Here is a 13,522-nt window from a genome sequence, read left to right as displayed (position 1 = left end):
ACCCTCGATTGGCGCTCCGACGGAGGGCGTTGTTCTAAAAAATCGTGCATCGACCCTCGATTGGCGCTCCGACGGAGGGCGTTGTTCTAAAAAATCGTGCATCGGCTCTCGATTGGCGCTCCGACGGAGGACGTTGTTCTAAAAAATCGTGCATCGGCTCTCGATTGGTGCTCCGACGGAGGGCGTTGTTCTAAAAAATCGTGCATCTACCCTCGATTGGCGCTCAAACGGAGAGCGTTGTTCTAAAAAATCGTACATCTACCCTCGAATGGCGCTCGAACGGTCATGATTAGGTTTCCGGTGGGTACGTTCCCCTTCTATCGATTATCTCAAGAAACTCTGCTTAGGAGACAGCCCCCGTTATGGCAGGCTGTCTCCTATGTGTTAACTTATTCTCCGAACTGCTGGGCGAGGAGCTTGTGCCATTCTTCCTTCAGCTCGCTCCAGTGAGCGCGCTTCTCCAAAGCGGAGGTAAAGTTGTTCCATTCCACTTCGAACGCGTTGTCATCCTTGGCCATCGTCAATTTGGCCTTGTATTCCTTCCGGACGTTCTCCAGCTCGGGCAAATATTTCTCCCACAGGCTGCCCGGCTCGGATTTAACCATGTCGTAAGACTCCGCGACCCGGATGGCGCCCATCTTGCCGATGGCCTCGGTAAAGTCGATCGTCTTCTGCCGGCCCGCCACGCTGTCGGTCTGGGCGTAATTCCACCAAGGATACCATTTGTTGCTGTACGAGGACGTCGCGTAAAGCTCGGGCGTCGTGCTCGCTTTTTTGGCCGCGTCGCCGGAATCGTGAAGCTGCTGGTAGTTGTCGTCGATATAATGCCATTTGCCCAGCGGCTGATCGACCCAATCCCAGTAAACTCCCGGAGGCCCGCCGTCGATCACCTGCTGCATCTCCGGAAGCGGCTGCAGCGAATAGTCGAAGAAGGCGAGAATGGCGTCGAGATTTTTCGTTTTGTTGCTGATATAGACGTCGTTGGCCGGATACGGGTTCACGATCTGGTTAATGCCGATGCGGTCTACGCCCGGCACCTTCGGATACGGGATCGTCTGGTAATACCAGGCCGGCTCGGTCGGACCGTTGAGAACCTCCCAGATGTGGGCGTCCATGTTGAAGAAGCCGCCGGCGTTCATCGCAATGCGTCCGGACTGATTTTTCTCCTTGTACCGCTCTTTTTTATCGGTGATGGCTTCTTTGTCCAGCAGATCCTCGCGATAGATTTTGTTCATCCATCTGTAAGCTTCTTTATATTGCGGATTATCGTAGATGAATTCGTACTGGTCGCCCTTCTTCTCTACCGGAATGACGCCGCCCGCCGTAGCGTTAGACACGCCGAACGTGCTGAGAATGACGTTCTCGTCGTTGGCGTCGGACAGGAAGCTGAGCGGGATAAGCTTGTTGCCGGAAGCGTCCGTCTGTTGGCCCGCCGCGCGCAAATACTGCTCCAGGCCTTCGAGGGTAGCCAGGTCGTCGAACGTCATGCCCGCCTTCTCCAGCACGTCCTCGCGTACGAACCAGCCCAGAGAAGCCCAGCCCGGCCACGGGTCCTGCGGATTCTGGTCGAACCAGGTCGGGATCGACCAGATATGCCCGTCCTCGTCCTTCATCGCTTCCAAATATTCCTTCGGAATCGAAGCGAGCCCCGGATATTGGTCCGGCATGTCGAAATACTGCTCCAGCGGCACAATCGTGCCGGAGCGCACCATCGACGTATTGATGACGTCGCTGCGGCCGAAGATGGCCGCATCTTCGAATCCGCCCGTATTCAGCTTCAGGTTCAGCGCCGTAGAGGCGTCTCCCTGCGTCGATTCGATCTGCACGTCGACGAACGGCTCGTTCTCTCTCCAATATTTCTGAATCAGGCTTTCGTTGTTGACCGTAATCGTCCATCCGAGCCACAGATTAAACGATCCGCCCTGCTGCTTGCCGCCGGTTTCCGTCTGGGCGGTCTGTTCCGCTTGCCCGCTCTGCTGCGGAGATTGCGACGGCGAGCTGCCGCTTGCCCCGTTGCCTCCGCCCGAGCAAGCGGTTAACGCCACCATCAGCGCGGCGATCGCGCCCGCCGACATCCGCTTCGCGTCGAATACGCGAGTTTTCATGTTCGTTGTTCCCCTCTCTGTCAGCTATTTTCGGTATATGTGGTAAGTCCTTATACCCTGCAACGAATGATTCGGCGCCGATCTATCCCTTAACGGACCCGATCAGCACGCCTTTGACGAAATACTTCTGAAGAAACGGATAGACGCACAGGATCGGAATGGCGCTCACCATGACCGTAGCCATTTTCACCGACATCAGCGTGACATCGGACAGATTGCTGCCCCTCGCAAGCGCCTCGACGTTGTTGTTGGAGCCCATAACCACCGAGATATCCTGCGCGGACAAGAGCTGCTGCAGGAACGTCTGCACCGGGATCAGGTTCTGGTCCGAGACGAAGAAGGCGCCGGCGAACCAGTCGTTCCAATGCATGACCCCCGTGAACAGACCAAGCGCGGCAAGCATCGGCTTGGACAGCGGGATGATGATCGAGAACAGCACTCTCGGCGGCGTGGCGCCGTCCATCTCGGCCGACTCGATCAGCGCTTCGGGAATGCCGTGAATAAACTTCAGCATGACGAACATATTCCAGGCCGAGAACGCGCTGGGTAAAATGTATACCCAGAACGTGTTGGTCAGCGCCAGGTTGTACAGCTGGATATAAAACGGAATAAGTCCTCCGTTAAACAGCATCGTGATCAGGACGAACGTGAGCAGCGTGCGCCTGGCCGGCATTCGTCTGTAGGACAAGGCGAACGCGGCGAGAAGCGTCACCAGCAGCCCGACGACGGTGCCGATGATCGTCCGCATAATCGTAATCAGATAAGCGTGGCGAATGACCGCGTTGCCGAGCACGATCTGAAAGTTGGACAGCGTGAATTTTCTCGGCCACAGGTACACGCCTCCCTTGGCCGCATCGGTTCCTACATTCAAAGAGATCGCCAGCATGTACAGGAACGGATAAAGGACGGATACACAGAGCAGCACCAGGAACAGGGTAATGAGCGCCTGTCCGATCTTTTCGCCAGCGGATTGTCGCATCGGTTACCAGAGCCCCTCCCCGTTGATCTTCCGGGCCGTCTGATTTGTGAACAGCACCAGGAGCAGACTGATGACGGAGGAGAGCAGGCCGACCGCCGTCGCCATGCCGAAGTAGCCTTGCTGCAGCCCGCTTCGGAGAATGTAGGTGTCCAGCACGTCCGCGACGGGCTGATTGGCCGGATTCATCAGCGGATAGATCTGGTCCATGCCGACCGCGATCAGGCTCGGCATGCTCAGAATAAGCACGATGGAGATCGTCGGCAGCATGCCCGGAAACGTAATATGCCTCATCTGCGCCAGCCGTCCCGCTCCCTCCACCTTGGCCGCCTCGTACAGCTGCGGATCGATCGTCGTAATCGCGGCCAAATACAAAATCGTATTCCAGCCCACTTCCTTCCACAAACCGCTGGCAACGATCATCGGCCGGAACCATTCGGTCGATCCGAGGAAGAAGACCGGATCGCCGCCCAGGGACACGATCAGTTGATTGACGAGCCCGTTGTCCAGAGTGAGCAGCGATTGCAGGATGTAAGCGACTACAATCCAGGAGAAAAAATGCGGGAGATAGCTGACCGATTGCACAAAGCGCTTAAAGCCGTTCCGCCGCACCTCGTTGATCGTCAGCGCGAGCAGGATCGGAGCCGGAAATCCGGTCACGAATTTCAGGAACGCGATGTACAGCGTGTTGCGGACGACGAGCCAGAACTGGCTGTCCTCCAGAAACGAGAAGTTTTCAAAGCCGGTCCAGGGGCTGTTCCATATCGTGTAGCCGATGTGGAAGTTTTTGAACGCGACCTGAATGCCGGCCATCGGCACGTAGCTGAACAGCAGAAGCAGCACGACGGCCGGCATGATCATGAGATATTGCCATCTGTATTTGCTTATGGCGGCCAACATCGTATCACCTCTTTCTTTCCTTCATTGTAAAAGAGGCGCGATTGCCGCACTACGCAACAACGATTGGATTTCTATCGCGATGGTCGGTTTATTCGAAAGTATCGAACAGGCTCGTCGCTGTCAGCCGCTCGCGGAACGCCTTCAGGTCCAGCGGCTCCGACAGATCGGCCTTGCGCACCGTGACGACGTGCGGCCGGTCGGCGGACAGGTCGAACACGTTGTCGCTCCATTCGGCGTCCGCGCCGTCCAGCTCCAGCAGCACGAAGCGGGCGAACGCGCGGCTTGTCGCCGTGACGACGAACCGGTCGTCCTCTTCAACCGCGTCTACCCGGATGCCCGGATCCAGGAAATCGAAATGCTTGGGCTTGACGAACAGAACCGTCCCCGAGCTGATCGTCCTCCCGTCGGCAACCCATTCGAACGCAAGATAGCTTTGGCGCAGCTGCCGGCTGTCGCGCAGCGTCTCCGCGAAGTCGAGCGTGACGACTTCGCGGGTGGACAGCGCGTCCAGCTCCGCTCCCGCTTCGCCGGCGGCGATCGGCTCCGACCGGTGGTCCAGCAGGCGCCAGCGCAGCTGCCCGGCGATCGGCCGCAGCGTCTCGTTGGTCACGTGCAGCGACACCTTCGTCCCTTCCTCGCAGGCCGACGCCAGCACCGGGGCGAAAAACCGGCGGGCGGCATGATGCGTCGCCTTCCAGCGGCCGTAATAGTCGAGGCTCGACCACGACGCCCCCGGCCAAATGTCGTTGAGCTGCCAGTAGATCGCGCCCATGCATCGGCCGCGGTGTCTGCGCCAATGCTCCACCCCGACGCGCATTCCTTCGGCCTGAATCAGTTGGGATGCGTACAGCAGCGTCTCGAAGTTTTTCGGATATTTGAAATACTCGCTGACGTAATACATGATTTTCTCGTTGCCGGTCCCGTTCTTCTGGTGAGCCTCCATGACGCGCGAGAAAATGTTGCGGTCCTCGGGCAGCGTAAACGTCTCCACCGTCCGCAGCGACGGAAACGACTGCAGGCCGAACTCGGACATGAAGCGGGGGAACAGCGTCCGGAACTCCGTAATCGGCTTGCGTCCGTGCCAGACGTCCCAATAGTGCATGTCGCCGACATGCTCGTTGTTCGGATCGTCGATGCCGCCCTTGGAGGAGGGAGAAGACACCCAATAGAAGGTGTTCGGGTCCAGCGACTTCGACAGCTCCGGCAAAAATCGCTCGAACTGTTCGAGATAGTCGTCGCGCAGCTTCTCTCCGTAGCGCTCGGTCCAGCCCCAGTACGCCCATGCGTATTCCAGCTCGTTATTGCCGCTCCAGATGCCCAGCGACGCGTGATGGCGGATTCGCTTCATATTGTCGATAGTCTCCAGCCGCACGTTCTCCTTGAACTCGTCGTTAAAATCGTACGCCCCGCAGGCATACAGATGATCCTGCCAGACGATCAGGCCGTAGCGGTCGCACAGATCGTAGAAGTAATCTTCCGCATAATAGCCGCCGCCCCATACGCGGATGCAGTTGTAGTTGGCCGCGACGCAGCTGCGGATCAACCGCTCCATCCGCTCCTCGCTGCGGCGGCCGAACACGTTGTCCTCCGGAATGAAATTGGCGCCCATCGCGAAAATCTCGTGCCCGTTGATCTCGAAGGCGAACGATTCGCCCCATTGGTCCGGCGTCTGCCGTACGCGCAGCGTGCGAAGGCCGAGCTTCATCGTCCGTTCGTCCAGCTCGCGCTCCCCGCTCAGCAGCCGAAGCCGCAGCGTATACAGCGGCTGATCGCCCAGATTGTTCGGCCACCACAGCTTGGGCTCGGCGATATCGACGGTCAGCCGGTTCGCCTCCCCGGCCCGCTCCGCCGATACTTCCAGCCGCCGGCCGTCCGGCGTATCGATCGTCGCCAGCAGGCGCAGCTCGGCGGCCTCGGACCAGCGCTCCAGCGTTGCGTCGATCTCCAGGCCGACGCGATCGCCCTCGTGCCGCTGCGTCACATAGACGTCGTCGATGCGGCCCGTATCGCAGCCAAGCAGCGACAAGCCGCGCCAGATGCCCATATCCGGCAGCTTGGGGCCCCAATCCCAGCCGAACATGCTGTGCGCCTTGCGCAGATGGGAGATGCCGGGCACGGCGTCCGCGCAGCTCGTCAGATGATATTCGCGGTCCCGCGCCAGCACATAATTCGTGGCCGAACGGATGACGACAGCAATGTCGTTCCGTCCTTCGGCCAGCGCCTCCTTGACGTCCGCCTCGTACGTCCGGTGCATATTGTTCGTCTGCAGCACGGGACGGCCGTTCACGGTCACCTCGCACAGCGTGTCCAATCCCTCGCAGCGCAGCAGCACCCGCTCGTGCCGCAGCAGCTCCGCGTCGACAAGGAAGCTTCTGCGGTATTCGTAATCGAATTTGGTCAGCTCCAGCGTCTCGTATTCGTTATCGCGGAAGAACGGGTCCTCCATCCGCCCGGCGGCCAGCAGGTCCTGGAATACGGATCCGGGCACGGTCGCCCCGATCCATTCCGCCTCGTCCGTCCTCTTCATCTCCCATTCGCCGTTCAGCGTTATTTCGCGCATTCGCTCTACCTGCCTTCGTATCGGATTTGTACCGGAATGACGCGTTTTAGCTCGCTTGTTCAGCGGGTCGCGCGCTCGTTCCAAGGCGATCGTAGCATCGGGGAGCGGCGAACGTCTTGTGATGCTCGTTCCTTTTTTGTGCTATATTAACCTCTATCAAACCCGCAACCTAAAAAAGGAGACGGCCGAGATGACCATCCCCATGCTGCGCGCGGCGGCTCTGATCGATCCGCTCGTGCAATCCAATTCTCATATCGTCTATTCGGCGAAGCACGCTTACCCGCTGCACGGCCACGATTTTTACGAAATCTTCATGATCGCCTCCGGCCAATGCGCGCACTCCGTCAACGGCGAAGTCCAGCATCTGCGGCAGGGCGACATGGTGTTCGTTCGTCCCGAGGACACGCACGGCTACGATTTGCTCGAGGGCGAGGACTGCCGGTTCGTCAACGTCAACTTTTACAAGGAAGCGGTCGAGAGCGCCTTCGATTACATCGGCCACGCCGCCTTCGCCCAAGCGCTCAAAAGCCCGACGATGCCGCCGGTCATCCCGCTGTCGGAGGAGGACCGGGAAACGATGGTCGCCAAAAGCACGCAGATCCAGCTGTTCACGTCGACGGACAAGCAGAAGGCGCGCGCGGTGGCCCGCAATTTTCTGAACGACGCGCTGACGTTATTTTTCCTCCATTACCGGAATGAAAACCGCCGGGCGATGCCGCAATGGTTTAACCAATTGCTCGCCGAGCTGCAGCGAAAGGAGCATTTCACCGCCGGTCTGGACTGTCTGCGCGCCTTGACCTCTCACAGCGACGGCCACCTGAATCGCATGTTCAAGCGGCACCTGCGCACGACGCCGACCGCCTACCTGAACCATCTGCGGCTCAGCTATGCCAGAAACCTGCTTCTGACGACCCAAATGCCGATCGTCGACGTCGCCTACGAGGCCGGATACGAGAATTTGAGCCATTTCTACCACTTGTTCAAGGACGCTTACGGCGTCGCTCCCGGCCGCATCCGCAGCGTCGACCCATTTTGAGCGCGGCCGAGCAATTTAACCGCTGGGTGAATGGCGCATACGTTACCCGTAACGCGAAAACGGACGGTTTTCCAAGAGCGCCGCTCTTGAAAAACCGTCCGATATCCATTCGTTAAATCAATCCCGACTTCCGCAGAAGCCGCTCGATCATCACAGCCACTTCCGCTCTTCGGATCAATTCCTTAGGTGCAAGCAAGCCGTCGTTTGTCCCTGTCACGATCCCGGCTTCGATCGTCTGCGCAACGCCGCCGATCGCCCAGGCGGACATCTCGCCTGCATCCCCGTAAGAGCGAATCCGTTCCTCGGCCGAAGAATCTTGAGCCCTCTCGCTCAATCCCGTAATCTTCATCGCATTGGCGATCATCGCCATCGCCTGCTCCCGGGTTATCTTATCGTTCGGACGGAACGTTCCGTCTTTGAAGCCGTTAATCAACCGATAGGCATAAGCCGTTTGTACCGTGCCGCCATACCAGTCGGATTCCTTCACGTCTTTAAAGACGTTCGCGTCGGCGCTCTGCGGGAGTCCCAGGGCGCGTACGATCATAGCCGCGAACTCGGCGCGGGTAATGTCGCGGTTCGGGCCGAATTGATTGCCGCCGACTCCGCCCACGACCATTCGCGAGCCCATGCCGTTGACGGCGCCCTTCGCCCAGTGCTGTTCGACGTCTTCGAACGCAACCGGATTCGATACGAGCGAGTACGTGCTGTTCGTCAAGCTGTTGATGATCGCATACGCGGCTCCGTTGCGAACTTCCAGCTTCGTCGGTACCGATCGGATCGTTCCGTCTTCGTGCAGCACTACGGCGGTCGTGACGGCTCCCGCTTCGGTTCCCGGAGGAATCGGGATTTCGCGCTCCACGAAAGAATTAAAGCTGGTCACCCGAATCGTACGACCGCCGGATGAGGCCGTGACCTCGAAATCGATCGGTGAAGCGACGAGTCTGAATCCGCCGTCTTGCGCCGCCTTCCGGAGTCGTTCGACGTTTGCGCCGTCGCTTCGGACAATATCCGCCTGAACGGCGACGTTCTCCGGCAGCGTTCCCGCCCCGAACTGCGCCAGCAGCCGTTCGATCGGCACTTCGGCCGCCGGAAGCCTGTAGCTGCCGTTCGGCGTACGAATATCCAGAACGGCGCCTTTCTCCGCCAGCGCTTTGACAGCCTCCCCCGTAAGGACCACGCTCACTTTATCCGCGCTTAAGGAAACAGGGATGGCGACAATCGGTCGATCTCCCGCTTCCTTCAATCGTTCGATCAGCTTGGCCGAGTTTACGGTCACCGTTGCCACCGTTTGTCCGTCTTGATTGGCGATCTTCCCGGTCGCGACGGCTTCCGCTGCATTGCCGTCAATCGTTACCGCCAGATCGGCATCGGTCTGATCCGGCTGGGCAGGCGTCACACTTCCGCCTCCCCCTCCTCCTCCGCCGTTGCCGGGAGACCCGCCTCCGCCGGAAGAACCACTCCCGCTTTGCCTCGTTACCTCGATCGTATAGGTCTTCTCGGCGCCGTTCTGCGCCACGACTTCCACCGTGATCGTATTGCTGCCGGCGACGAGATCAATCGGACGGCTTGCCTGCCCGCTTGGGACCGGTTCGCCGTTAACCGTCACGCTCGCTTTGCGACCGGCTTGCGCAGTCGGGGTTACCGTGATGCTGGCGACCCCGCTCGCCACGGTTGCGGTATATTCGTTCGCGGCCGGGTCGAACGCCCGATCCAGCGCGCCGGACGACAGATGTAACGCGGTCAAGTCCCGAAGCGTACTTAGAGCTCGCCGGATGGCGGGTCCTTCTTCATCGTAGAAAGCCGCATAGGGGGTTCCGTCGTTTACGGATAGCCCCACGATTGCCGCTTGTCCCGTCGAAAGGTTCGCATCTCCTACGAGGAGCCATTTGTCCAGCGAAGCCTCGTATTGCACGACCGTCGCCGCGCCGCCCAAACGCCGGTCCAAGAATGCCGCGTAAGGAACGCCGCCGTCTATCGCGAACGCGATCTCGGACGAATAGCCTTCGAAGGGATTGATTCCGCCCAAGAAGCCCCACTCTCCGCCTTCATGCTTCGCTACCGAAGCGAACTCGTTGTCATGCAATCCCAAATAAATGACGCCGTCCTCTATCTCCAAGCTTCCGATATTCGCATACCGGGGGCCGTTCTCGTCTTCTACGGCAGGCGTCCAGACGCCGCCGATATATTTTCGAACGACAATTAGGCCATCTGTCTGCGGATACGCGATGTAAGGAATTCCGTTGTCCACCGTCACGGACAAAGCTCCGCCGGCATAATAGTCTTCGTACGGGGAAGAACCAATCGGCTCCCAGCTTCCATTCTCATGCTTCATCACTCTGACGGCCGAAATAGAATTGGTTACTCGTTCGAAGTACGCCGCGTAGACCATTCCTTCTTCCACGTGCACCGCGACGTTGTAAGCCTCGTCGTCCGAGAATCCGGCTCCGCCCACGGGGTGCCATGCTCCGTCCTGATATTTCGCGACGGTCGCTTTCCGGCCTTCGGCTTCATCCGAATACGCCACATAAGGAATTCCGCCGTTGACGCTGAAAGACACAGGGTCCCCGGCATCGGCTTCTCCGAAGGAGACGATGCCGCCGACGGAATGCCATTCATGGCTCGTATCCTTCACAATCTGATACGTCTTTGCCTGGACGTAATCTTCCGCCGTTACCGAGATCGAAGCAACGCCCGGAGTCAACACGCCTTTCGATATCGTGATTTTCCCTTCGGTTATCTCGTATTCGGTCCCGGCGGCAAGCGCGACGCCGTCAACCTTCACCGCGGTAACCGCCGAACGCCAAGCCGCATCGTCCGGGAACGTAATCTCGATGTCGTGTCCGTCATCGTTATCGATCGGATCCCCCGATAACGCCGGCGAAGATCGGAAAAGACTCATAACCTTTATTCTTTCACTGTCCTCTTCCCGATAGGAAAGATACGGGATGCCGTCGGATACGGCCAACGCGAGAGTCGATACCGGCTCCGCGGATAACCCCGCTCGTCCGACCGTTATCCACTCGGCGCCGTCGTATTTCATTACGGTCGCCTTTCCGCCATTATCCCAGTCCTTAAATGCCGCATAAGGCGTACCGCGATCGAAGTACAACGAGAGGTCGTCGACCTGACCGGGCGAAAATCCGGCGTCGCCGACCGCCACCCAATCGTTGCCGTCATACCTTTTTACCGTTGCTCGAGAGTTTTCGTCATTGTCCTTATAGATCAAATACGGAATATCGTTATCGATCGCCAGGACGCCTCCGAACGACGCTCCCGGCGAGCTCAGCGGTACCCACTGGTTGCCGTCATACTTCATCACGTTCATGCCGAGCATAGTCCGATAAACGACGTAAGGATGGCCGGAAGAGTCCGCCGCAACGGAAATGTCGTTGATCTCTTGCCCGGAGAAGCCGGCGGGGCCTACCGTAACCCAATCGCTGCCGTCGTGCTTCATCACCGTCGCTCCCCATCCGTTGGCCTGATCCCGATAAGCCAGGTAAGGCGTGCCGTAGACAGAGACGGTTACCGACATGGAATACGCCCCTCCCGCGGTAAATCCGGCTTGACCTATCGTCTCCCAGCCGCTGCCGTTGAATTTCTTCATCGTTGCTTTGCCGTCGTTGTCCCCGTCCATATAAGCGACGTAGGGCGTACCGGACCCGTCGAGCTCCATAAGCGGCTGATCCAACCAGCTGTCCGCTTCCACCGGTTTGCCGACGGTCTCCCAACCGCTGCCCCCGTGTTTCATCAGCTTCACCTGGCCGTCTTCGTTCAGATACATCACATAGGGAGCGCCGTCGTAGACGGCGATGGACGTCTGTGAGCCCTTCTCCGTGATGGCCGGGTCTCCGACCTCGCCCCAATCCAGCGCGGCGGGCGCCGCTTCCGCCGTTCCCGCGGCCGGCCCTCCGATCGCTCCCAAAATTCCGCCTGATACCAGCAGCGCCGATAACAGCGCGCCGACTCGTTTCATCCCTCTTGCGAACATATTCTGCCTCCAAGCCTCGTATAGTGTTTGATCCTTGATTAAGTGTAAAGCACGCCAATGATACAGGAATGACAACTCGATTACCCGGCATCGATCGCCGATTGCAAATGAGTGTACAGCTCCCGCAACTCCTCGGAAGGCTCGATATTCAGTTCTTGCCGCAATATTTTTGCATAGGCTTCATAGCGTTTCGTCAAAGAGGCTTGATCTTTCTTCATCGCATAGGCCCGAAGCAGCAATTCGACGTTCTCTTCGTCCAGTTCATTGCGATCGGACAGCTTGCTCAGAAGGCGAAGGGAAACGTCCGTGTGCCGGCGCTCCATCAGCTCGCGTGCCAGCTTTTTGACGAATTCGGCATACACGGCGGAAAGACGCTCCGCCTCCCCCAACGCCCAGGCGTATCCTTTCTCGCCGAACAAATCCCCGGCATACAGCTTCTCGATCTCCAGGGCCGTCTCCGGATTGAAGACAGCAATTCCGTCATTCCGCCTCAATCGGTCCTCGAACTCGATAAAATCGATCCAGGCGCCGGCAAGATCTGCCCCGTAACCGTCGGCGTTCGATTGAATCAGGGTTTTCAGGCCGTGCGAATCCAGCGCTCTTCTCAATTGGTAGACGGACGTGTTCAGATAGATTTCCGCGTTTTTGGGCGGCAACTCGCCGAATACGTCGGAGATAAGCCTCGTGCGCGATACCATCCTGCCGCGATGCAGAAGCAGATAGCCGAACAACTCGGCGCTTTTCCTGGAATTCCATTTCACCCTTTCTCCGCCGCTAAACAGCTCAAGACCGCCCAATGCATAAACCCGAATGGAGGCGAACTCCTTCTTCCCCGGCCGCATCGATTCGGATAAACGACGGAATGCTTGCGCGCGCTTTACCGATCGCTCGATTCGCTCCAAAGATACGGGTTTGACAATATAATCGAGCGCCTGAAGTTCGAACGCTTGCAAGGCGTAATCTTTATGCGAGGTGACGAAAACGATCGAAAGGCCCGGTCGCAGCGCGATCAAGCGCTCGGCCAGGCGCAATCCGCTTTCCCCGGGCATGCGGATATCGACGAACGCCAAATGAACGTCTTCCTTTTCCGCGAATCGGACGGAGGCAGCCGCGTCCGAGAAGCATCCGACGACTTCGACATCCGGCAGCTTGCCGAGCATTCCGGACATAATCAGATGCATGGCCCCTTCGTCGTCGACGACGATTGCTCTTATTGAGCCGCCTCCTTCCCGCTGATTCATGATCTCATCTCCTGCGTTCGTGGTTTCGCGAATATTGATTTTATAAGAAAACGGACAAAGAAAAAATCCCCCGTTCAGGGGGGATTCTCAGAAAGTAATGTGAAGTTGTTCGGCTCGCCGGAGCAGTTGTACCCGATTGCTCACGTCCAGCTTCCGATACACGTTTTTCATATGCCATTTGACGGTTTCGGCGGCGATATTCAGCCGTGCGGCGATTTCTTTGTTTGACAATCCTTCGAAAACGAGGAGCATAACTCTCATTTCTTGCTCGGTCAATAATCCGCTGCCCGGCGATCTCTCGTTCCCGGGAGATGGCCCCGGACGGAAACTCCCGTCGGCGGCGTTCCTGTCTCTTCGGCGGATCTTGTCCAGGACAAGCGACATTCTCCGGGCGGTTACCGGCTTCATCACATAATCGAGCGCGCTTAATTCGAATGCCCGGACCGCATATTCTTCGAAGCCGGTCGCAAATACGATGCGGATATCGGGATCGATCTCGCCCAGCAGGCTTGCAAGCCGCAGGCCGTCGAGTTCGGGCATCGAGATGTCCAGAAAAGCCAGCTCAAGCCGGTGCTCCTTCGCGTATTGATACGCTTCCCACGGATTCTGGGTCATATGGACGATTTCGATCTCGTCGAATTCGGACAGCATCATCTTTAACCGGTCTACGGCCAGCTCCTCATCGTCCACGATCATCGTTCTCAGCCGCATCCCCT

Annotated in this window: 8 protein-coding genes; 1 reads left to right on the top strand and 7 read right to left on the bottom strand. The window is 58.4% G+C overall.

The window, feature by feature from the left end; translation table 11 throughout:
* Positions 1-389 precede the first annotated feature (389 nt).
* The 4 genes from ACFFT4_RS14920 to ACFFT4_RS14905 form a co-directional block, all read right to left on the bottom strand.
* Positions 390-2,105 carry a type 2 periplasmic-binding domain-containing protein gene (locus ACFFT4_RS14920; protein WP_378048891.1) on the bottom strand — a complete coding sequence of 572 codons (1,716 nt, stop codon included), beginning with the start codon at positions 2,103-2,105 and terminating at the stop codon, positions 390-392.
* A gap of 82 nt (positions 2,106-2,187) precedes the next feature.
* Positions 2,188-3,084 (bottom strand): carbohydrate ABC transporter permease, encoded by an 897-nt coding sequence (locus ACFFT4_RS14915; RefSeq protein ID WP_378048889.1) that lies wholly within the window; start codon positions 3,082-3,084, stop codon positions 2,188-2,190.
* A gap of 3 nt (positions 3,085-3,087) precedes the next feature.
* Positions 3,088-3,981 (bottom strand): ABC transporter permease, encoded by an 894-nt coding sequence (locus tag ACFFT4_RS14910; protein WP_378048887.1) that lies wholly within the window; start codon positions 3,979-3,981, stop codon positions 3,088-3,090.
* Between the two features lie 88 nt (positions 3,982-4,069).
* Positions 4,070-6,541, bottom strand: a complete 2,472-nt coding sequence (locus ACFFT4_RS14905; protein ID WP_378048885.1) for a beta-mannosidase — start codon at positions 6,539-6,541, stop codon at positions 4,070-4,072.
* Positions 6,542-6,731: 190 nt separating this feature from the next.
* On the opposite strand from ACFFT4_RS14905, the gene ACFFT4_RS14900 reads away from it, so the two are divergent.
* A complete protein-coding gene (locus ACFFT4_RS14900) occupies positions 6,732-7,577 on the top strand; it encodes a helix-turn-helix domain-containing protein (protein ID WP_378048884.1) in 846 nt (281 codons plus the stop codon).
* A 112-nt stretch (positions 7,578-7,689) separates the two neighbouring features.
* Here the strand turns inward: ACFFT4_RS14900 and ACFFT4_RS14895 are convergent, their stop codons facing one another.
* The 3 genes from ACFFT4_RS14895 to ACFFT4_RS14885 all read right to left on the bottom strand — a co-directional run bounded on the left by ACFFT4_RS14895 (position 7,690) and on the right by ACFFT4_RS14885 (position 13,517).
* Positions 7,690-11,565, bottom strand: a complete 3,876-nt coding sequence (locus ACFFT4_RS14895; protein WP_378048883.1) for an S-layer homology domain-containing protein — start codon at positions 11,563-11,565, stop codon at positions 7,690-7,692.
* A gap of 80 nt (positions 11,566-11,645) precedes the next feature.
* Positions 11,646-12,806, bottom strand: a complete 1,161-nt coding sequence (locus ACFFT4_RS14890) for a response regulator (protein WP_378048881.1) — start codon at positions 12,804-12,806, stop codon at positions 11,646-11,648.
* Between the two features lie 87 nt (positions 12,807-12,893).
* The gene (locus ACFFT4_RS14885) at positions 12,894-13,517 is read right to left on the bottom strand and encodes a response regulator (protein WP_378048880.1); all 624 of its coding nucleotides are present in this window, start codon (positions 13,515-13,517) and stop codon (positions 12,894-12,896) included.
* Positions 13,518-13,522 lie beyond the last annotated feature (5 nt).

The sequence above is a fragment of the Cohnella cellulosilytica genome (assembly GCF_042431195.1).
Taxonomy (GTDB): Bacteria; Bacillota; Bacilli; order Paenibacillales; family Paenibacillaceae; genus Cohnella; species Cohnella cellulosilytica.
Note: the sequence above shows the minus strand (reverse complement) of the source record. Positions and strands in the feature narration are given on the sequence as shown.

Bases quoted from the DNA above. Each gene is read 5' to 3' on its own strand.
- ACFFT4_RS14920 (WP_378048891.1), bottom strand. From the start codon at position 2,105: ATGAAAACTCGCGTATTCGACGCGAAGCGGATGTCGGCGGGCGCGATC.
- ACFFT4_RS14915 (WP_378048889.1), bottom strand. From the start codon at position 3,084: ATGCGACAATCCGCTGGCGAAAAGATCGGACAGGCGCTCATTACCCTG.
- ACFFT4_RS14910 (WP_378048887.1), bottom strand. From the start codon at position 3,981: ATGTTGGCCGCCATAAGCAAATACAGATGGCAATATCTCATGATCATG.
- ACFFT4_RS14905 (WP_378048885.1), bottom strand. From the start codon at position 6,541: ATGCGCGAAATAACGCTGAACGGCGAATGGGAGATGAAGAGGACGGAC.
- ACFFT4_RS14900 (WP_378048884.1), top strand. From the start codon at position 6,732: ATGACCATCCCCATGCTGCGCGCGGCGGCTCTGATCGATCCGCTCGTG.
- ACFFT4_RS14895 (WP_378048883.1), bottom strand. From the start codon at position 11,565: ATGTTCGCAAGAGGGATGAAACGAGTCGGCGCGCTGTTATCGGCGCTG.
- ACFFT4_RS14890 (WP_378048881.1), bottom strand. From the start codon at position 12,806: ATGAATCAGCGGGAAGGAGGCGGCTCAATAAGAGCAATCGTCGTCGAC.
- ACFFT4_RS14885 (WP_378048880.1), bottom strand. From the start codon at position 13,517: ATGCGGCTGAGAACGATGATCGTGGACGATGAGGAGCTGGCCGTAGAC.